This window comes from Nisaea sp., from assembly GCF_965216895.1.
In the GTDB taxonomy this organism is placed as follows: domain Bacteria; phylum Pseudomonadota; class Alphaproteobacteria; order Thalassobaculales; family Thalassobaculaceae; genus Nisaea.
In genome coordinates this window covers 4,337,878-4,356,701 of sequence record NZ_OZ244205.1, presented here as the reverse complement: position 1 = coordinate 4,356,701, position 18,824 = coordinate 4,337,878, and the positions used below count along the sequence as shown (strand labels likewise).

18 protein-coding genes are annotated in these 18,824 nt (G+C 63.6%); 6 read left to right on the top strand and 12 right to left on the bottom strand.

The features are described 5' to 3' along the window. Positions 1 to 12 precede the first annotated feature (12 nt). Positions 13 to 822, bottom strand: a complete 810-nt coding sequence (locus ACOOE1_RS20645) for an EipB family protein (protein WP_420404092.1) — start codon at positions 820 to 822, stop codon at positions 13 to 15. Between the two features lie 233 nt (positions 823 to 1,055). Between ACOOE1_RS20645 and ACOOE1_RS20640 the strand changes: the two genes are divergently transcribed. Together ACOOE1_RS20640 and ACOOE1_RS20635 are read left to right on the top strand one after the other, a co-directional pair. Further along, positions 1,056 to 1,787, top strand: coding sequence for a GGDEF domain-containing protein (locus ACOOE1_RS20640; protein WP_420404091.1), 732 nt, complete (start codon positions 1,056 to 1,058; stop codon positions 1,785 to 1,787). A 232-nt stretch (positions 1,788 to 2,019) separates the two neighbouring features. Then, positions 2,020 to 2,349, top strand: a complete 330-nt coding sequence (locus ACOOE1_RS20635) for a DMT family transporter (RefSeq protein ID WP_420404090.1) — start codon at positions 2,020 to 2,022, stop codon at positions 2,347 to 2,349. A 73-nt stretch (positions 2,350 to 2,422) separates the two neighbouring features. On the opposite strand, the gene ACOOE1_RS20630 is transcribed toward ACOOE1_RS20635, so the two are convergent. Then, the gene (locus tag ACOOE1_RS20630) at positions 2,423 to 3,436 is read right to left on the bottom strand and encodes a hypothetical protein (protein WP_420404089.1); all 1,014 of its coding nucleotides are present in this window, start codon (positions 3,434 to 3,436) and stop codon (positions 2,423 to 2,425) included. A gap of 190 nt (positions 3,437 to 3,626) precedes the next feature. Here ACOOE1_RS20630 and rnd point away from each other — a divergent pair, with 190 nt between their 5' ends. Continuing rightward, positions 3,627 to 4,775, top strand: a complete 1,149-nt coding sequence (gene rnd, locus ACOOE1_RS20625) for a ribonuclease D (protein WP_420404088.1) — start codon at positions 3,627 to 3,629, stop codon at positions 4,773 to 4,775. A gap of 21 nt (positions 4,776 to 4,796) precedes the next feature. Here the strand turns inward: rnd and ACOOE1_RS20620 are convergent, their stop codons facing one another. The 6 genes from ACOOE1_RS20620 to ACOOE1_RS20595 form a co-directional block, all read right to left on the bottom strand. Then, positions 4,797 to 6,323 carry a Ppx/GppA family phosphatase gene (locus ACOOE1_RS20620; protein WP_420404087.1) on the bottom strand — a complete coding sequence of 509 codons (1,527 nt, stop codon included), beginning with the start codon at positions 6,321 to 6,323 and terminating at the stop codon, positions 4,797 to 4,799. A gap of 3 nt (positions 6,324 to 6,326) precedes the next feature. Then, entirely contained in the window at positions 6,327 to 8,471 is a 2,145-nt protein-coding gene (locus tag ACOOE1_RS20615) for an RNA degradosome polyphosphate kinase (protein ID WP_420404086.1), read from the bottom strand. 174 nt (positions 8,472 to 8,645) lie between these two features. After that, positions 8,646 to 9,428 carry an SDR family oxidoreductase gene (locus tag ACOOE1_RS20610; protein WP_420404085.1) on the bottom strand — a complete coding sequence of 261 codons (783 nt, stop codon included), beginning with the start codon at positions 9,426 to 9,428 and terminating at the stop codon, positions 8,646 to 8,648. A gap of 43 nt (positions 9,429 to 9,471) precedes the next feature. Continuing rightward, complete coding sequence (locus tag ACOOE1_RS20605; protein ID WP_420404084.1) at positions 9,472 to 10,188, bottom strand: HdaA/DnaA family protein; 717 nt, start codon at positions 10,186 to 10,188, stop codon at positions 9,472 to 9,474. 18 nt (positions 10,189 to 10,206) lie between these two features. Then, positions 10,207 to 11,295: an AI-2E family transporter gene (locus ACOOE1_RS20600; protein ID WP_420404083.1), complete on the bottom strand. Its 1,089-nt coding sequence runs from the start codon at positions 11,293 to 11,295 to the stop codon at positions 10,207 to 10,209. Positions 11,296 to 11,343: 48 nt separating this feature from the next. After that, complete coding sequence (locus ACOOE1_RS20595) at positions 11,344 to 12,624, bottom strand: DUF2066 domain-containing protein (protein ID WP_420404082.1); 1,281 nt, start codon at positions 12,622 to 12,624, stop codon at positions 11,344 to 11,346. 78 nt (positions 12,625 to 12,702) lie between these two features. On the opposite strand from ACOOE1_RS20595, the gene purM reads away from it, so the two are divergent. The 3 genes from purM to ACOOE1_RS20580 all read left to right on the top strand — a co-directional run bounded on the left by purM (position 12,703) and on the right by ACOOE1_RS20580 (position 14,730). Next, entirely contained in the window at positions 12,703 to 13,836 is a 1,134-nt protein-coding gene (purM, locus tag ACOOE1_RS20590; RefSeq protein WP_420404081.1) for a phosphoribosylformylglycinamidine cyclo-ligase, read from the top strand. Further along, a complete protein-coding gene (gene purN / locus ACOOE1_RS20585) occupies positions 13,833 to 14,501 on the top strand; it encodes a phosphoribosylglycinamide formyltransferase (protein ID WP_420404080.1) in 669 nt (222 codons plus the stop codon). The genes purM and purN overlap by 4 nt, the downstream gene beginning before the upstream one ends. Positions 14,502 to 14,592: 91 nt before the next feature. Continuing rightward, entirely contained in the window at positions 14,593 to 14,730 is a 138-nt protein-coding gene (locus ACOOE1_RS20580; protein ID WP_420404079.1) for an aa3-type cytochrome c oxidase subunit IV, read from the top strand. 72 nt (positions 14,731 to 14,802) lie between these two features. On the opposite strand, the gene ndk is transcribed toward ACOOE1_RS20580, so the two are convergent. The 4 genes from ndk to ACOOE1_RS20560 all read right to left on the bottom strand — a co-directional run bounded on the left by ndk (position 14,803) and on the right by ACOOE1_RS20560 (position 18,598). After that, positions 14,803 to 15,225 carry a nucleoside-diphosphate kinase gene (gene ndk, locus ACOOE1_RS20575; RefSeq protein ID WP_420404078.1) on the bottom strand — a complete coding sequence of 141 codons (423 nt, stop codon included), beginning with the start codon at positions 15,223 to 15,225 and terminating at the stop codon, positions 14,803 to 14,805. A 157-nt stretch (positions 15,226 to 15,382) separates the two neighbouring features. Next, complete coding sequence (locus ACOOE1_RS20570) at positions 15,383 to 16,600, bottom strand: MalY/PatB family protein (protein ID WP_420404077.1); 1,218 nt, start codon at positions 16,598 to 16,600, stop codon at positions 15,383 to 15,385. A 40-nt stretch (positions 16,601 to 16,640) separates the two neighbouring features. Then, complete coding sequence (locus tag ACOOE1_RS20565) at positions 16,641 to 17,090, bottom strand: DNA polymerase III subunit chi (RefSeq protein WP_420404076.1); 450 nt, start codon at positions 17,088 to 17,090, stop codon at positions 16,641 to 16,643. A gap of 20 nt (positions 17,091 to 17,110) precedes the next feature. Next, positions 17,111 to 18,598 carry a leucyl aminopeptidase gene (locus tag ACOOE1_RS20560; protein ID WP_420404075.1) on the bottom strand — a complete coding sequence of 496 codons (1,488 nt, stop codon included), beginning with the start codon at positions 18,596 to 18,598 and terminating at the stop codon, positions 17,111 to 17,113. Positions 18,599 to 18,824: the final 226 nt, after the last annotated feature.

Below are 18,824 nucleotides of genomic sequence, written 5' to 3'. Positions count from 1 at the left end.
TTGCCCCCGTCGCTAGCAGCCTGTGGCCGCCAGCCGCTCGAGACGCTGCAAGGTGACGTCTACTGCGAAATCCTTGAAATGGATCTCGAGGCGGCGCGCGATGCCGTTCGCGAGGAGATCGACCGAGAGTTCGTAATCCGGCGTCTCTTCGCTGCTTTCCGGACCATAGAAGGCCAGACGCACCGGCCAGTAGGCACCGGAGATCAAGGGGTCTTTCTCACCCTCGGCCGATTTCTTCCGCCCGATCGCAGCCGAGACAAAACTCGCCGGCTCGAATTCCGATCCATCGAACAGTGGGGCGGAAAAGAATTTCGCGCCGGCCGCGATCCTGTCCAGCAGCAGAAAGGTATGCTGGCTCGGAAACAGAACCTCCGCCGGAAGGTCCATGGTCTTGTTCTCGGGTTCCGAGAAGGCGGCGACCACCGAGCCGTCACCCGCTCTGACGGCGCGGCCCTCGATGATCTCGCCGCCGTTCCCGTCGAATTCCTTCTTGACGATAAAGCGGAAGGACGAGCCGTCTTTCGCCTCCCACGTGCTCATCAGAGAATCGACACTCCGCACGCCGCCTTCGGCGCTCTGCAGGATCATCAGATTGCGCTGGTTTATCGCCCAACCGTCGCATTCATCGCGCCATTCGAAGGACATCTGGCCGCCGACCCCCACGATCTCGGTATTCGACGCCGTGCTCTTGAGGGACAGTTTGTAGAGTGCCTTGTGGGGAACGAGGCGGTCCGCAGCTCCGGCTTCGGCGCCCGCAATGGGCAGAACCAGCCCCGCCAGCACCGTGCCGAGCGCGAAGGCCTTCTTCAATACTGCGTCCACATTTCCCTCCGTCCGGCGTGTCGTCGCCGGCCATTGTCTCGGGTTACCCGGCACAGCTTTCCCCATACCCGGCAATTCCTGCCCGCCGATCAACAATATGGCGTTACAGCGGCAAAATGAAACCGGCCATTGAGAGAAATATTTCCTTAATTTCAATTAGTTCCAATTCAATCCCGCGTTGGCACGGGGCCTGCAAGCCGAAAGGGCGAGAAACAACGACCAGGTGGTGTGACATGTCGAACTTCATGCACCCGCAAGACCCGAAACCGGAAGACACGCAATTGACGAGCGCATTTGCACATCTCGATGTCGGCAACCTCCTCTCCCGCATGCCGGTGGACATCGCGACCCGTGCCTCGGAAATCGTGAAGGACGAGGGTCTGGACGACACCGAAATCGCGCTGCGTCTCGCCATGATCGCGATGACCGAAGCCGAGAACCGGATCGCCCGCCAGGAAAAGCGGATCGCCTATCTCGAGAGCCTTTCTGTCACCGATGAACTGACAGGCCTGCTGAATCGCCGCGGCTTCGCCGACCGTCTCCAGAGCGCGCTGGCCTCCAGCAAGCGTCAGGGGATCTCCGGGACGCTGCTCCTGATCGATCTCGACAAGTTCAAGGCCGTCAACGACACCCACGGTCACGCGGCCGGCGATGCCCTGCTCGTGACGGTCGCCCGTATTCTTCAGTCGCGGACCCGCGAAACCGATAGCGTGGCGCGGCTCGGCGGAGACGAGTTCGCCGTCATCATGACCGGTGCGGACGAGGACGATGCCACCGCACGCATCGAGGCGCTCGACCGCGAATTGAACACCCGGGTCCTGCAATGGCACGGATCCCTCATTCATCTCCATGCAAGTGTCGGTCACGACGCCTACGGGCCGGACGACACCGAAACCGAATTGCTCGACAGGGTCGACCGCGCAATGTACGCGCGGAAACAGAACAGCCCATTCGCTGAGCTGTAACCGCCCCTGGCGTGCAATCTACTTGTCGATACGGGCATTTGCCTCCTCTGTCGGCAAGCACCCAGAGCAAACCTTGAGGGAGCTGAGCAATCGGCTCCCTCTTTTTCTTTTGGCCTGCCATTTTTCGTCCGCCGTGGCATGGCGCGCGGTTGCCCGGCCAGGTCGAAAGGCCTAGGGTCGCTCCCGCGGCGGCATCGTCCGCAAATCTCAAATCCTGACGGGAGTGAGCCGGATGGCTTATCTCTATCTGGGGCTCGCGATCGTCGCGGAGGTCATCGGCACCCTGGCCCTGAAGGCAACGAACGGCTTCACGGTCCTCGTTCCCTCGATCGTGGTTCTGTGCAGCTATTCCGCCGCCTTCGTGCTGCTCAGCTTCTGCCTGAGGGAAATGCCGGTCGGGATCGTCTACGGGATCTGGGCCGGCCTCGGCGTGGTTCTGGTCACGGTGGCCGGCGTCTTCGTCTACCGGCAGATGCCTGACGTACCGGCGATCATCGGCCTTGCCATGATCGTGGGCGGCGTCGTGGTCATTCACCTGTTCTCGAAAGCGGGCACGCACTGACCCCGGCCCGTTCTCTCCCGCCGGTCCAACGGCGCCGCTCACTCAAGATCAATGGATTGAAGCGACCGGCAACCTATTGTCTCAGGCCGAAAACCGGCTCGAAGCTGGAGGTCGCGACCATGGCATCGTAGCCGGCGAACGCGCCACCGGTGACACGTTGCAGCAGGTTGCCCTTCAAACGCACCGACATGATCACCGGCGACGGCGCAGCAATGCCCTGGTTCGATGCAAACCGGTCGTGAAGCAGGATCGCTTCGGCTGCCTCGCGCGGAGCCTCGTTAGTCCCGGCGAGGCCGGTTTCTGCAAAGATCTCGGAAGGATTCTCGACCACATGCGACTTTGGCTCGCCCGGTACCGCCCGTACCGGGCGCAGGACTGGCAGAACCGTCATCGTGGCCCGGGCGCTTGTTTCGACCGTCGTCGGCTCCGGATCGGCTGCCGGTCCCGCAAGAGCCTCGCGGGCTTGCGGTTCGACCTTCCAGCTCACGTCGGCGGATACCGGAAGCAGCAGGTGTTCAGAGGACGCAACAACGCTCTTCAGTGCAAGCGGCTCAGGTTCGAGGGCCGCCGCAACCGGCACGAACCCGGCGACACTCAGATCCTCCAACGACTCCAGCCCGGCATCGATCACATTCGAAGACCGACCACCGTCCTCATTCTCAGCGGCGGCTTCGACCAGAAGAGTCTCGGATTCCTGCCGGCCGGGCCAGTTCTCGCGCCCCCTGACGTCCGGGTCGACGTCCGCGCTCATGGTCAGCATCGTCTTGCCGCTCACGGTACCTGCCGGGATCGAGGCATGGTCGATCCAGTCGTCGCCGTCACCGGGGTAATAGGCCACGATCTCCGTCAGAGGCTTCTGGTCGTCGCTGGCATATTCGTGGCAGGGCTCGTCACCGAACGCGACGCGAAGGAGGGAGCAGTCCTCGTCAACGGCCGCCGACAAGAGGTGATCGGTGGTACTCTTGCCGGTCGCCATGAAGGCAATTCCGGACAATCCCGTCGTCGCCAGCTGAATCGCCGGCGGCAAGATCGGTAGACATCCCCCGAGCAGCAGAGGTAGGGCCGCGACAAGCAGGCCTCTTTTCATCGTGATTCTCCCGCAAGAATCAACGTGTTATCCGACTTTATTCTACCTATTTCGCAGCAGTAGGCAAGCCGCGTCGCCAACGGTTTTCAGGCCACGCGCTTCGCCAGGACTTAGAACATTGAAAACAAGGGACAGTTTTGTACGGCTCACAGCATTTCGCTCGACCGCGTTTCCGTGTATGAGAACCGGCATGACAATCATTTCCGATACCGAAGCGCTCGCCGCGGTCTGCGCCGAATTCGCTTCCGAGGACTTCGTGACGATCGATACGGAGTTCATGCGCGAGAAAACCTATTATCCGCAGCTTTGCCTGGTTCAGCTCGGCAATGACGACAAGGCGGTCGCGATCGATACGCTTGCCAGCGGGATAGATCTCGCTCCTCTGGTCGCGCTGCTGAAGGACAGGAAGGTGCTGAAGGTCTTCCACGCGGCGCGCCAGGATCTCGAGATCTTCTACCATCTCTGCGGCGAGCTTCCGGCACCGGTTTTCGATACCCAGATTGCCGCCATGGTCTGCGGATTCGGCGATCAGGTCTCCTATGACAAGCTGGTACAGAGTCTGACCGGAACCCGGCTGGACAAGAGCTCCCGCTTTGCGGACTGGTCGCATCGGCCGCTGAGCGAGAAGCAGCTTGGCTATGCCCTCGCCGACGTCACGCACCTGCGCAAGGTCTACCGCAAGCTGGTGCAGAAGATCGAGAGCACGGGGCGGCAGGACTGGATCGAGGACGAAGTCGCGAAAATGGCCGATCCGGAACTCTACGACCCCGATCCCGAAACCGTCTGGCAGCGCCTCAAGGTTCGCAGCGGCAAACCGAAATTCCTTGCCGTTCTGCAGCAGGTCGCCGCCTACCGCGAGCGGGAGGCCCGCCAGCGCGACGTGCCGCGCAACCGGATTCTGCGGGACGATGTGCTGATGGATCTCGCGGCCCACGCGCCGACCACGCCGGAAGAACTCGCCCGCACTCGAACTTTCAATGCGCAGACCGCGAACGGCCGTCTCGGACGGGATATCCTCAGTGTCATTGAGAAGGGTCTCGCGATCCCGCCGGAGCAGTGTCCCACCCTTCCGGAGAAGGAGAACAAGCGGGAAGCGCCGGGTCCGATCGTCGAACTGCTGAAGGTGCTCCTGAAGATCCGATCGGAAGAAGAGAAAGTCGCGGCGCGGCTGATCGCCAATGCCTCCGACATCGAGGCGATTGCACTCGACGACGATGCCGACGTGCCGGCGCTCAAGGGGTGGCGCCGAGAGATTTTTGGCGGCGACGCGGTCAATCTCAAGCACGGGCGCATCGGTCTGACCGCCGACGATGGCAGGATCAAGCTGATGCGGTTCTGAGAAAGGACGATCGCCGTCCGGTCAGTGCTCGATCCGGATATCCTGCCCGAGGGCCTCTGACAGGGCGTTGATCCGGCGCGTGACCACGTCGCCGGCAAGTCCTCCCTGGTGGCCACGCATACTGATGACGAAGCCGCGCTCACCGACCATGTCCCGTTCGCGCTCCAGGAGGGCGCTTTCCAGGAGTTCGGTCGCACCTCCCGAGAGCGTCAGCGCGAGGCGCAGAGCGAGGCCGACATTCAGGGCGAGCTCGCGCCGGCGCAGCGACAGCAGCTTGCGCACCCGCACCGTCCCCTCTTCCTCGACACCGCCCGTATAGCGGGCGAGGATGGCGTAGGCGAGGAACACCCGGTCGGCATGGTTCAGCCCCACCACCGGCAGGCGCAGCACCCGGTTGAAGGCATGCTCCCCGCGATAGCTCGGATGCTCGCCCCAGGCGAAATCGCTGAGCGCGCAGGCAGCACGGATCAAGCGCTGCTCACTGGCGGGCACATTCTCGAAGAACGGGGAGATCCAGCGCTCGAGCACATCGGGATGCGGACTGAAACGGCTACTCTTGTAGGCAATGTCCATGCAACTGTCGATCAGCGGATCGCGCGCCTGCTCGCCCTGCGGCAGGCGATCGTAGAGGCATCCTTCGCGCAGTCCGAATGAGGAAAAGACCACCTGCCGCGCGCGCCCCAGTTCGACCACCCGCTTCAGCACCAGCGCGGTGATCGGCAGCTTGTCGATACGACGTTTGGAAATCGCGCCCAGCGCGCGCAGGTCCTTGCGGCCCATGCGGGTGATCTCGTCGAGGAAGCGGGAAACTTCTCCGGCACCAATCGCGTAATTGTGGATGACTTCGAGCGGATAATCGGTCAGCTCCATGTGGGCGCGCGCGAGACTCCGCCAGGCGCCGCCGACGGCAAAGAGATCCCGGCCGTCGAGAGCACCCAGCCACTCCACGCCCTTCAGGATCCCGTCGATCCGATCGGTCATCGCGTCCCGCGTCTGCGCCGTCAATTCGCCGAGCCGAAGCGGGCCGAGCGGCGTGGTCTCGAAGCGGCGCGCCTGTCCGTTCTGCACGTCCACGAGTTCGAGACTGCCGCCGCCGAGGTCCCCGACCACGCCGTCCGCCTGCGGGAAGGCGCTGATCACGCCAAGCGCAGAAAGCCGGGCCTCCTCGTCTCCGGAGAGCACCGTCACACGATGTCCGAACCGCTCCTCGATCGTGGTGACGAACTCGTCGCCGTTGGTCGCGTCCCGCACGGCGGCGGTCGCGAGCACGCTGATATCCTCGACCCCCATCCCCCGAGCGATGGTGAAGTAGCGTTCCAGATTCTCCATCGCCGAGCGGACGCCCGGTTCCGAGAGATGCCCGGTTTCCTGCAGGCCGGCACCCAGGCCGCAGAGGGCCTTTTCGTTGAAGAGCGGGATCGGCATGCGCCCGTCGGCCTCGAAGACAACAAGACGGACGGAGTTCGACCCGATGTCGAGAACCCCCACGAGACCGGGATGATCGAGATGGATCCCGGCTTTCCAGACAGGAGAAAAGGTTTCAGACAAGCGTTATTCCGCGCCGCTCAGCTTCTTGGGCATCTCGTTTGACCGCTTCAGAGCGCTGCCGCGGCCAGACAGGCTCGGGTTGGTCATGAAGTAATTGTGCGCCGAGAAGGCGCCCGCGTCCGCCGCCACCCGGACATAGTGTCCGTCCGGCAGCGCGATCCAGGAATTCGTCTCGTCCTTCAGGTTCGCGACCATGATTTGATCCAGTACCTGCCTGTGCACCGTCCGGTTCTCGATCGGGACGAAATGCTCGACCCGGCGGTCCAGGTTGCGGGGCATCCAGTCGGCTGAGGAGATGTACACTTTCGCTTGGTCGGAGGGAAGCTTTCGGCCGTTGCCGAAACAGAAAATTCGCGAATGCTCGAGGAAACGGCCAACGATGCTGCGCACCTGGATGTTTTCGGACAATCCGGGAAGTCCCGGACGCAGGCAGCAGATGCCGCGGATGACCAGGTCGATTTTCACGCCTGCGGAGGAGGCCTTGTAGAGCAGGTCGATCAGGTCCGGATCGACGAGAGAGTTCATCTTCGCCCAGATCGCCGCGGGCTTGCCCTCCCGGGCGTAACCGATTTCCGCCTGGACCAGATCGTGCAGGGTCTCGCGCATGGTCAGCGGCGAGAGCGAGAGCTTGTCCATCTTGTGCGGCGTTGCGTAGCCGGTCATGTAGTTGAACATCCGCGCCGCATCTCTGCACAGCACCGGATCGCAGGTGAAGAACGAGAGGTCGGTATAAATCTTCGCGGTGATCGGATGATAGTTGCCGGTGCCGAAATGCACGTAGTTCCGGAGACCGTTGCCCTCGCGGCGGACCACCAGCGAGATCTTGGCGTGAGTCTTCAGGTCGACGAAACCGTAGACCACCTGCACGCCGGCCCGCTCGAGATCGCGGGCGAGCCGGATATTGGCCTCCTCGTCGAACCGGGCTTTCAGCTCGACCATCGCGGTCACCGACTTGCCGGATTCCGCCGCCTCGATCAGCGCATTGACGATCGGACTGCCCTTTGAGGTCCGATAAAGAGTCTGCTTGATCGAAACCACCGCCGGGTCGGCCGCCGCCTGGCGCAGGAACTGCACGACCACATCGAAGCTCTCGTAGGGATGATGAACGACGATGTCCTTGGCGCGGATCGCCGCCAGGCAATCGCCGCCGAAATCGCGAATGCGCTCCGGGAAACGCGGGTTGAAGGGCTTCCAGAGCAGGTCCGGTCGCTCGCTGACGATGAGCTGGGAAAGATCGGCAAGCCCGACCATCTCGTCGAGCGTGAAAAGATCTTCCGGCGCGACCTTCATCTCCTCGATGACGAAATCGCGCAGGAAATCGGGCATGTCCCGGTTCATGGAAAGCCGGATGACGTTTCCGCGCCGGCGCCGCTTCAGGGCGGATTCGAAGGACAGCACCAGGTCTTCGGCTTCTTCGTCGATCTCCATCTCGCTGTCGCGCAACACGCGGAAGATGCCGTGGCCCGAGACGGTGAAATTCGGAAACAGTTGATCGGTGTATTTGATGATCACCTGCTCGATCGCGATGAAGCGGATATCGTCTCCCGGAAGCCGCACGAACCGCCCGACCTGGGCCGGCAGCGGCAACAGCGCTTCCATGTCGACCCCGGTCGACTCGTTGGTCAGCTGCAGGGCGAGGCAGACGCCGCCGTTCGGCAGGAACGGGAACGGATGCGCGGGATCGATGGCGAGCGGTGTCAGAAGCGGAAAGATATGATCGATGAAATGGCTGTCGAGCCATTTGGTGTCCGCCGCCGTCAGGTCGTCGGCGCCGATCAGATGAAAACCGGCCAACCGCAATTCACCGAGCAGTTTGGTCAGATATTTCTGCTGCACGGCGATCAGTTCCGCTGCCTTCTCGGCGATCGCGGTCAATTGATTGCTCGGCGACAGCCCGTCCGCGCTCGCGGTCGCGACGCCGGCATTCACCATGCCCTTCAGACCGGCCACGCGCACCGTGTAGAACTCGTCCAGGTTCGAAGCGGAGATCGAAACGAAACGCAGGCGTTCGAGCAGCGGGTGGGCCTGATTGTCGGCCTCTTCCAGCACACGATGATTGAAGCTGAGCCACGAGAGTTCCCGATTGAAGAAACGCTCCGGCGATGCGGCATCGATCCGCACAATGTTTTCCGGCTGACTCTCGCTCACGGGATCGCCTCCTAGTCTTGACAGCTTCGCGGGACCTGACACCGCAAGCAGCGCATCACTGCTGTCTTAACACAGGTCGGCCCGGGACATGGAAAGTCCCGGGCCGGAAACTAGTCTCGTCATGTTGCAGTTCAATGACGGTTATCCCACCTTCCGGCGAAACCCGTCACGATCCTACATGGTGCTGCGGAACGCGCCGCCGTCCATCAGCAGGTTCTGGCCGTTGATGTAACCGGCATGGGCACTGCAGAGAAAGGCGCAGGTCTGGCCGAACTCGTCCGGCGTGCCGAAACGGCCCGCAGTGTGTTCGGCCGCCTGCTCCGCATAGAAGGATTCGAAATCCTTGCCCGCCTTCTGTGCCTGCAGCTTCATGTTTCCGCGCAGCCGGTCGGTGTCGAACGGGCCCGGCAGCAGTCCGTTGATGGTGACTCCGTCCTTGGCGACCTCGCGGGCGATGCCGGCACAAAATCCGGTCAGGCCGGCACGTGCGCCGTTGGAAAGGCCGAGGATCGCGATCGGAGACTTCACGGCACCGGAGGTGATGTTCACGATGCGGCCGAACTTGCGCTCGATCATGCCGTCGACCGTCGCCTTGATCAGTTCGATCGCGGTCAGCATGTTGGCGTCGACGGCCTTGATCCAGTCGTCCCGGGTCCAGTCGCGGAAATTGCCCGGCGGCGGGCCGCCCGCGTTGTTCACCAGGATGTCGAGTTTGGCATCGAACGGCGCGAGAGCCTTCTCGCGGCCTTCCGGCGTGGTGATGTCGCAGGCCACCGCATGCACGTTGACGCCGGTCGCGGACCGGATCTCGTCGGCCGCGGCCTCGATCGCTTCCGGCGTGCGAGAGCAGATGGTGAGATCCACGCCGTTCTGTGCAAGCGCCATCGCCGACGCCTTGCCGAGACCTTTGCTCGACGCGCAGACGAGCGCTTTCTTCCCTTTGATTCCCAGATCCATGGATAGTGCTCCGTTTGAATGTTTTTCTTGTTCTCGTAAGGCGCTACCGCGCGCCCCGAGCCTCCAGGACCCGGCGCGCGAGCGGCAACGTGATCCGGCGCCCTTCGGCGAGCGACATGGCATCGATGGCTTCCACCATCGCCCTCGCCTCAAGGAACGATCGTTCCATGCGCCCGACCAAAAAGGCCAGAACCTCTTCAGCAACGAACAATTGCCTGTCACGAAAGAGTTTGTCCATCACGCCCGTGATCAGCGCGTCGTCCGGATCGCTGATCGCAACCGCCGGCAGGGCTGCGAAACGGGACTTCACGTCCGGCGGCGTCAGGTCCATCCGCGAAACCGGCGAACGGGAGAGCACGAGCAGGGCCCCGCGGCGCTCGACAATCATGTTGTAGAGATGAAAGGCGGGCACGCCGGGCAGGGTCTCGTCCACATTGTCGAGCACGGCATACCGATGCTCATTCAAGAGCACCGGGAGAACGGCGACGTCGAGATCCGACGGCCTCAACATCACAGCTCCCGCCTTGCGCGCCCAGACTTCCGCCAGATGCGACTTTCCGGACGCTTCCGGCCCATGGACGTTGAGCCCCCACGTCGCGTCCGGCCAGGCCGGCCAGGAATCGATCCAGGCCGTCGCCGCCTCGTTGCAGCTCGAGACGAGATATTCGCCCCTGTCGTAAGCCGGACGATGCTCGAGCGTCAGCGGCAACTGTCCGCTGTCGCCGCCTGCGAGGCGCGATGTACTGTTCCGTTGCGTCATGCTCTTCCGTTGACCCGGTCAGCGTCCGGCGTCGCCGGTTTCGTCGTCCGCCGGCGGTATGCCATGTAGATGGAGCGGGCTGGCGAGATATCTAGAGAGCGCGAACCGGGTCAGCACACCGATCACCGCCGCGACCGGAACCGCGATCAGCACGCCGAGGAAACCGAACAGCGCCCCGCCCGCAAGCAGCGCGAACATCACCCAGACGGGATGCAGCCCGACGGCGTCGCCGACGAGATTGGGGGTGAGGAAATTCCCCTCGATCGCCTGCCCCACGACGAAGACACCCGCCACGATGGCGATCGGCGTTAGGCTGTCGAATTGCAGCGCCGCCAGCCCGACACTCAGCAGACCGCCGAAAATCGAACCGACGAAGGGGACGAAGGAGATCAGCCCGGCGAACAGCCCGATGATGACGCCGAAATCGAGCCCCGCGATCGTCAGGCCGACCGCGTAGAAACCGCCGAGGATGAGGCAGACCGAGCCTTGACCGCGGACGAAGGAGGCCAGCGTCCGGTCGATGATGCGGGCCTGCTCGCGGATCGTCTTGGCCTGCGCCCGCGGCAGCCAGCCATCGACCGCGGCCACGATACGGTCCCAGTCCCGGAGCAGGTAAAAGGCGACGATCGGGGTGATCACCATGATCGACAACAGATTGGCGACGGCCGCACCGCCGCTGAGCACCTGCCCCGCGACCGAAAGCATCCATTTGCCGGCCTGCGCGGCGATCGCCGGCAGATCGAGGTTGTCCGCCCCGCCATTGCCGAGCCACGCCCGGGCCATGTTGACCAGCGGCTCAGCCATGACGGAGAGCCGCTCGAGATAGTCCGGAAGGGTCTTCGCAAGCTGCATCGCCTGCGCCTGGATCAGCGGGACCAGAAGAAGCAGAACCCCGGTGCCGGCAAAAAAGAAACCGAGCAGAACGACGGCGGTGCCCACCGTGCGCGACATCCCCGCCCGCTCGCATCTGTCGACGATCGGGTCGAGGAAATACGCGATCGCCATGCCGGCCGCGAACGGCACCAGCACGCTTTTCAATACGTAGACAGCAAGTAAAAAGGCGGCGAGAAGACCGAGCCAGAAGGTGAGCCGCTCACGCTGAGTCATGACGGGTTCCGATGTGCGGGGATGAAGTTGCGATGGCGCCGCCCTGCATCACTGCACCAGCGGCGGAAGAATGAGCGGCTGGGCGGGCGCCGGCGCCGGTTCGGGAGAGGGCAGCAGCACCGGATCCTGCTGGGGCACCGGGCGATATTTCTCCGGCAGCTCCGTGCCTTCCTTATAGAGAATCCAGTTGTCGCCCGCCTCCTCGAGCACGAAGCTTCTCTGCGTCAGGGCAAGGGCGAGCTGGTCCGCATCTCCGTTGATCCAGACGTCGAGCAGGGCTTCGCTACGGGAGATCCGGAGCAGTTCGCGGCGCGCGATGGAGGAGACACCGTCCAGTGCCTCGCGGACGTCCAGCCAGTAGTCGAAGGACGACACCGGCACCAGCACGGTCACCCGTGTCTCGAGCCCCGGACTGATAAGGTTTTCCGTCTTCCACGCTTCCTGGATCTCCGATACGGCAGCCTTGGCGGCCGCCGACATCAGGTCCGTCCCGGCCGCATCCGGATCCGGCGCCACCGTGCGGACAAGCGACTGACCGTCGGTGATCCCGCCCACATAGATCAGGTTCAATTCCACCGCCTGCATGCCGGCATCGGTGGTCACGGTCCGGGCATTGGCGATCACCGCCTGCGCCGCACCATAGCGCGCGCCGATGGTCTCGATCGCCTCCCGGTCGACGAGTACGGCCTGCACCGCCGAAATGTCACGTATGTCGGCAAGGTCGCCATAGGGAACCGTAATCGGCACAAGGCCGTCGCCGCTCCCGCGTTCGAGCCACGCGGCGAGCCAGGGGCTCTCTTCTTCCCAGAGCAGCGGCTTGCGACCGTCGTTATAGACCGGAAGGATCAGCACCGGACGCGAGGCAACCTCGGCGTACCCGATACCGCGGGCGGCGAAATGCTGCCTTACGGCGACCGGGTTAAAGCGGAAATTGAGCGAACCGAGATAGCGCACGTCGGAGGTCCGCTCCCGTGCAACCTCGTATCCGACCGTGAGCCCGACCAGCTCCTCGTCGGACAGAACCGAAAGCTGCGCCGCCTGACTCTGCGGGACCAGACGCTCCACCAGCCGGTGCCAGGCATCGCGCCGCCCCTGGACGATTGCTTGTGCCTGCGCCTCGGCCGCCGTCGCGGCCTGGACATCGACGGCTACATCGCGCACCTCGAAGACCCTGCCCTCGTCCGACTGGGCCCTTGCCCCGGTCACGGCGGCACTCATCACCAGCGCGGCGAAGACCAGCCTGCCCATGGCCGACAGGGTGCGCCGCGCAATCCCGTCCGTTCCCGCCGGAAGCCGGCGCCAGTAGATATTCCCGATCAGCTCAAACATCCCCGAACTCTCTGGCGTCCAGCCAAATCCGCTTGCGGTCCAAGCGCCCCCGTCATAAACCCTCACCCGGGCAGAAAAATGGCACCCGGCACTGCCCGAGTCTTATACCGGAAGGCTGAGGAGGAGACCATAACAGGCCTCGACAGACCAAACCGCCCCCTGACCTACAAGGATGCGGGCGTCGATATCGATGCGGCGGACCGGCTGATCGACTTCATCAAGCCGCTGACCAAATCCACGCGGCGCCCCGGCGCGGACGGCTCCATCGGCGGATTCGGCGGTGTGTTCGATCCGAAGGCCGCCGGGTTCACGGATCCGGTCTTCGTCGCCGCGACCGACGGTGTCGGAACCAAACTTCGCCTCGCGATCGATACCGGAATCCATTCCGGCGTCGGGATCGACCTCGTCGCCATGTGCGTGAACGATCTTGTCGTGCAGGGTGCCGAGCCGCTCTTCTTCCTCGACTACTACGCGACCGGCAAACTGGACGTGGAAGCCGCGCGCGCCGTGGTTACCGGCATCGCCGAGGGCTGCCGACAATCCGGTTGCGCGCTGATCGGCGGCGAAACCGCCGAGATGCCCGGCATGTACGAGGACGGCGATTTCGATCTCGCCGGATTCGCGGTCGGCGCCGCAGAGCGGGAGACCCTGATTCTCGAGCCGCGCGCCGAGGCCGGCGACATCGTGCTCGGCCTCGCCTCCTCCGGCGTGCATTCGAACGGCTTCTCCCTGGTACGCCGCATCGTGGAGCGCTCCGGTCTCGCCTGGTCCGATCCGGCGCCTTTCGACAGGAGCCGCACGCTCGGAGAGGCGCTGCTGGATCCGACACGGATCTACGTGAAGTCCTGCCTCGCGGCCCTCGAAGCCGGCGGCGTCACGGGTTTCGCCCACATTACCGGCGGCGGCCTGCTGGAAAACCCGCCGCGTTCCTATGCGGAGACGATTGCGGCCGAGATCGACGCGACGGCCTGGGAACTCCCGCCGGTCTTCCGCTGGCTGGCCGAGACCGGTGGCGTCCCCGCCGCCGAACTTGCCCGAACCTTCAATTGCGGGATCGGCATGACCCTCACCGTCTCGCCGGACAGGGTGGACGCCGTGGCCGAGGCCCTGAGCTCCGGTGGAGAGACAGTCTTCCGCATCGGCCGTCTGGTCGACCGGACCGAAGGCGCGCCGTCCGTCACCATCGGCGGTCTCGGGACCTGGCCCGCGTGAGCAAATCCAGACTCAGGGTCGGCGTTCTCGTCTCGGGCAGCGGCAGCAACCTGCAGGCACTGATCGATTCCTGTTCGGGCACGGACCACCCGGCGGAGATCGTCACGGTGATTTCCAACCGGCCGGGGGTGAAGGCACTGGAGCGGGCGAGAGCGGCCGGAATCGAGGCGGTGACCGTCGATCACAAGGCCTATCCCGACCGGGAGAGCTTCGATGCTGAGATGCAGCGCGCATTGGATTCCGCCGGGGCGGAGTTCGTGTGCCTCGCCGGCTTCATGCGGCTGCTGACGCCCGGGTTCGTCGAGCACTGGTCCGGTCGAATGATCAACATCCACCCGTCGCTGCTGCCGTCCTTCAAGGGACTGAACGTACAGCAGCGGGCGATCGATGCGGGCGCACGCTTTTCCGGCTGCACGGTGCATTTCGTGACTCCCGAAATGGATGTCGGGCCGATCATCCAGCAGGCCGTCGTTCCGGTCCACCAGGACGACAGCGCCGAGAGCCTTGCCGCCCGTATTCTCGAGCAGGAACACCGGATCTATCCGGCCAGCCTGCGCTGGGTCGCGGAAGGGCGGATCCGGATCGAGGGCGGGCGGGTCTTGCTCGACAACGCCGCGGCTCCGGCCGGATCGATGCTCAATCCTGCGCCGGAGTCGGCGAGATAGGGCCTTGGCGCTCACGGCAGGGTGATTTATACAAATTTCTGAACATACGAACCGGGCCACATGCCCGGCCGGGTATCCTAACGGAGGTAACATGGCTGGAAGCAACGCGTCGTCCGATGGCGACTACATCGAACACAAGCGGAATTACGAAGGCTTCATCACCATGCTGAAATGGTCGACCATTGGCGTCGTCATTCTGCTGATCCTGATGGCGATCTTCCTCGTCTGAGAAACCTCACTCTGCCGAATCAAAAAGGGCCGGTCGAAACGACCGGCCCTTTTCGCTTGTCCGCCGACAGGATTAGCCGACGATCTCGTTGCCGCTGAAGAACTGGGCGATCTCGATCGCCGCGGTTTCCGGCGCGTCGGAGCCGTGCACGGTGTTCTCGCCGATGGACTTCGCATAAGCCTTGCGGATGGTGCCCTCGGCGGCTTCCGCCGGGTTGGTCGCCCCCATCACGTCGCGGTACTTGGCGATCGCGTTCTCGCCTTCGAGCACCTGCACGACGACCGGACCGGAGGTCATGAATTCGACCAGTTCGCCAAAGAACGGACGCTCGCTGTGCACCGCGTAGAAGGTCTCGGCCTGGGCCTGGGTCATCCGGATGCGCTTCTGCGCGACAATGCGCAGGCCCGCCTCTTCGATCATTTTGTTCACGCCGCCGGTCAGGTTCCGCTCGGTGGCGTCCGGCTTGATGATGGAGAAAGTGCGCTGAATGGCCATCGTGTCTCTCTTCTGGTTCCGCCGGACGGCAGGGGCCGCCCGCGAGATGCGATTGAATAAGCTAAACGGGCGCAGAAGCGCCCGGCGCGCGCCTTATAGCGGGCGCGGCGGAACGGGGCAAGCCAAGCGATGGACCGTCCTGCCCCGGAAATACCGATTATTTGCGGCGTTTCACCACCGCTCGCTCGATACGCTCCAGCGCCTCAGTCAGGATCGAGCGCGGACAGGCGATGTTGATGCGCTCGAAGCCTTCGCCTTCCGGACCGAAGACATAGCCTTCATCGAACAGGACCTTCACCTCCTCGTGCATCAGCGCCTCGAGCTCCATCTTGTCGAGGCCGAGACCCCGGCAGTCGAGCCAGACGAGGTAGGTGCCCTCCGGATGCACGACCTTGATTTCCGGGATGCGGTCCGCGACGAAGCTCTCCAGATAGTTTGCATTCCCGCTCAGATATTCGAGCACCTGATCCAGCCACTCCTCGCCCTCGTTGTAGGCCGCCTTCGTCGCCTCGAGGCCAAAGCTGTTCATGCCGCCGATCCCCGAAGCGGCGATCTCCTTCACCAGCGCTTTGCGATGCGCCTCGTTGGAGACGATCATGTTCGAGGTGTGCAGTCCGGCGAGGTTGAAGGTTTTCGACGGCGCCGTGCAGACGACGGAATTGTCCATAAACGCCTGCCCGAGCGCGCCGTAGGGCACGAATTTCGAGCCGTTCAGCATGAGGTCGCCGTGGATCTCGTCGGCGATGACTATGACGCCGTGCCTGTTGCAGATCTCGCCTAGACGCCGCAGTTCCTCCTCCGTCCAGACCCGGCCGACAGGATTGTGCGGGCTGCACAGAATCAGCAGTTTCGTCTTCGGATCCGCCGCCCTGGCCTCCAGATCGTCGAAATCCATGCGGTAGACGCCGTTCTCCATCACCAGCGAGTTGGAGACGACCTCGCGCCCGTTATTCTCGATTGCATAGGTGAAGGGATAATAGACCGGGCGCTGGATCAGAACCTTGTCGCCGGGTTCGGTCAGCGCGCGAACCAGGAGGTTCAGCGCCGGCACCACGCCCGGCGTGTTGACGATCCATTCAGGATCGACCTTCCAGCCATGCCGGCGTTCCATCCAGCCGGTCACGGCCTCGTTGTAATCCGGCGTGCGGACGACATAGCCGAAGATCGGATGATCGATGCGCTTGCGCATGGCATCGAGGATCGGCTGGGCAACCTGAAAATCCATGTCGGCGACCCACATCGGCAAGGTGCGATCGTCGCCTAGGGCGGGATCGGTACCCTCCCAGAGCTCGCGCGTGTCGCCGCGCCAGTAGATCTGCCATTTGACGGAATGGGTACCGGTTCGCCGGATTTCCTGATCGAAGTCGTATTTCACCTGTTGCTCCAGAGTTCCTGATTGTCGTTGCCGCCGGCGGTCAGCCGGCCTTTTCCCATCCTCCGGCATCCGTCTGCCGCCAGTAGGCAAGCGTGTGACCGGCGTCCTTGTACTCCTTCCAGCGCGCCCGCGCCGCAGCGACCGCCTCGTCGTTGCGGCCGTCGAAGAGTTCGAATACGCGCTCGAACGTCCCGACTCGGGCCGAGGTCGCCCCGTCCGTGAGGAAGAGGAAGCGCGCGCCGTTCGGGTTCTCGTCCTCGGTGGTCAGCCAGACCGGCTGATCCGCGGCATGACCGTCTTTCTCGCTGCCGTGCGGCAGCCAGCTGTCCGGATCGTAGGACCAGAGATGGGCGTTCAGAGTGGCAACCCGCTCCTCGCTCGACGCCATCACGACCGCGCGCGCCTCTGCCTGAAGCGACTTCTCGAGCAGCTTCGGCAGGGCCCATTCAAGGGGGCGCGCGGTCAGGTGATAGAAATTGATGTCCGTCATCACGGAAACGGGCGAAGCCGTCAGGCCTCGTAATTCGCCCGGACCATCTCGTCCAGCAGACGGACGCCCCAGCCGGTGCCGCCCTTCGGGACGGTCGGGGAATCCTTCGAGGACCAGGCCATACCCGCGATGTCCATATGAGCCCAGGGCAGTTCGTTGACGAAACGCTCGAGGAAACAGGCAGCGGTGATACTGCCGCCCCAGCGCGCGCCGGCGTTCTTCACGTCGGCGATATCGCTGTCCATCATCTTGTTGTACTCGTCGCCAAGCGGCATCCGCCAGATCTTCTCCCCGGACGCCTTCGAGGCCGCCTCGAGTTTTGCGACCAGATCGTCATTGTTCGAGAAATAGCCGCAATTGACCTGCCCCAGAGCCACCATCATCGCCCCGGTCAGGGTCGCCAGATCGAGCATGAACTGCGGCTTGAAGCGGTCCTGCGTGTACCAGAGCGCGTCGGCCAGCACGAGCCGGCCCTCGGCGTCTGTATTGATGATCTCGATGGTCTGGCCGGACATCGAGGTGACGACGTCTCCCGGACGCTGGGCATTGCCGTCCGGCATATTCTCCACCAGTCCGACGACGCCGATCACGTTCGCCTTGGCCTTGCGGCCGGCGAGCGCCTTCATCAGGCCGACGACGGTGGCGGACCCGCCCATGTCCCATTTCATGTCTTCCATGCCGCCGGCAGGCTTCAGCGAGATGCCGCCGGTGTCGAAACAGACGCCCTTGCCGACGAAGGCGATCGGCTGCTGCTTCTTCGGCCCGCCCTCCCAGCGCATGATCACGAGGCGGCTCTCGCGCTCGGAGCCCTGGCCGACACCGAGCAGCGCGCCCATACCGAGCTTGGCCATCTGCTTCTCGTCCAGGATCTCGATCTTGACGCCGAGATCCTCCAGTTCCTCGCAGCGCTTGGCGTAGGAGACGGGATAGAGGACATTCGGCGGTTCGCTGACGAGATCGCGGGCGAGGAACACGCCTTCGGCGATCGCTTCCAGCGCTTCGGCGGCCTTTTTGGCCGCGGACGCCTGGTCAGTCAGCACCGTCAGTTTCTGCAGGACCGGCTTGTCTTCCTTCTTCAGCTTGGTCTTGTACTTGTCGAACCGATAGGTGCGCAGCAGACCGCCGAAAGCAAGACGGGCGGCACGATCCGCAGTCTTCTCGTCAGCGACACCGTCCGCGGTATGCGGCTCGAACAGTACGGACACCTCCTTGTCGCCGGCCGCAAGGATCGCCGCGACGATTGCGCCGCCGGCATTCTCGCACCAGAGCTCGTCGATCGCGCTGCCGTCACCGAGGCCATAGAGCAATACGGTCCCGGTTTCCCCGAAGACGGACAAAGTCTGCTTCGCCTTGCCGGTGAACTTGTTGGCCTTCATCGCACGCGACAGAAGCCCGCCTAGCTGCTCGTCGAACTCCGCTCCGAGCGGCAAGAGCTTCCTGCCGTCCATGACCCCGACGACGACCGCGCCCTTTTTCGGCAGGGCCAATTTCTGAAACCCGATCTTCATTCCGATTCTCTCCCGGTCAGGTCAGCGTCCCGAACAGTGCCCTCCGGTCTCCGACCGGGGCAATAGACCGCCGCGACCACAATGCCGCCGCGAAACCCTGCATGCTCGGGGAACATGCCTGTGCTGCTTCACATCCTGAATAAGTTGGTGATTGGAAACACTTGAAACATCGCTATCATGCGCCTTTAAACGCGGGTTGCGCAAGGACCCGCCGGAGCGGCTCCGG

Bases quoted from the DNA above. Each gene is read 5' to 3' on its own strand.
- ACOOE1_RS20640 (WP_420404091.1), top strand. From the start codon at position 1,056: ATGTCGAACTTCATGCACCCGCAAGACCCGAAACCGGAAGACACGCAA.
- ACOOE1_RS20635 (WP_420404090.1), top strand. From the start codon at position 2,020: ATGGCTTATCTCTATCTGGGGCTCGCGATCGTCGCGGAGGTCATCGGC.
- ACOOE1_RS20630 (WP_420404089.1), bottom strand. From the start codon at position 3,436: ATGAAAAGAGGCCTGCTTGTCGCGGCCCTACCTCTGCTGCTCGGGGGA.
- rnd (WP_420404088.1), top strand. From the start codon at position 3,627: ATGACAATCATTTCCGATACCGAAGCGCTCGCCGCGGTCTGCGCCGAA.
- ACOOE1_RS20610 (WP_420404085.1), bottom strand. From the start codon at position 9,428: ATGGATCTGGGAATCAAAGGGAAGAAAGCGCTCGTCTGCGCGTCGAGC.
- ACOOE1_RS20605 (WP_420404084.1), bottom strand. From the start codon at position 10,188: ATGACGCAACGGAACAGTACATCGCGCCTCGCAGGCGGCGACAGCGGA.
- ACOOE1_RS20600 (WP_420404083.1), bottom strand. From the start codon at position 11,295: ATGACTCAGCGTGAGCGGCTCACCTTCTGGCTCGGTCTTCTCGCCGCC.
- ACOOE1_RS20595 (WP_420404082.1), bottom strand. From the start codon at position 12,624: ATGTTTGAGCTGATCGGGAATATCTACTGGCGCCGGCTTCCGGCGGGA.
- purM (WP_420404081.1), top strand. From the start codon at position 12,703: ATGGCACCCGGCACTGCCCGAGTCTTATACCGGAAGGCTGAGGAGGAG.
- ACOOE1_RS20580 (WP_420404079.1), top strand. From the start codon at position 14,593: ATGGCTGGAAGCAACGCGTCGTCCGATGGCGACTACATCGAACACAAG.
- ndk (WP_420404078.1), bottom strand. From the start codon at position 15,225: ATGGCCATTCAGCGCACTTTCTCCATCATCAAGCCGGACGCCACCGAG.
- ACOOE1_RS20565 (WP_420404076.1), bottom strand. From the start codon at position 17,090: ATGACGGACATCAATTTCTATCACCTGACCGCGCGCCCCCTTGAATGG.
- ACOOE1_RS20560 (WP_420404075.1), bottom strand. From the start codon at position 18,598: ATGAAGATCGGGTTTCAGAAATTGGCCCTGCCGAAAAAGGGCGCGGTC.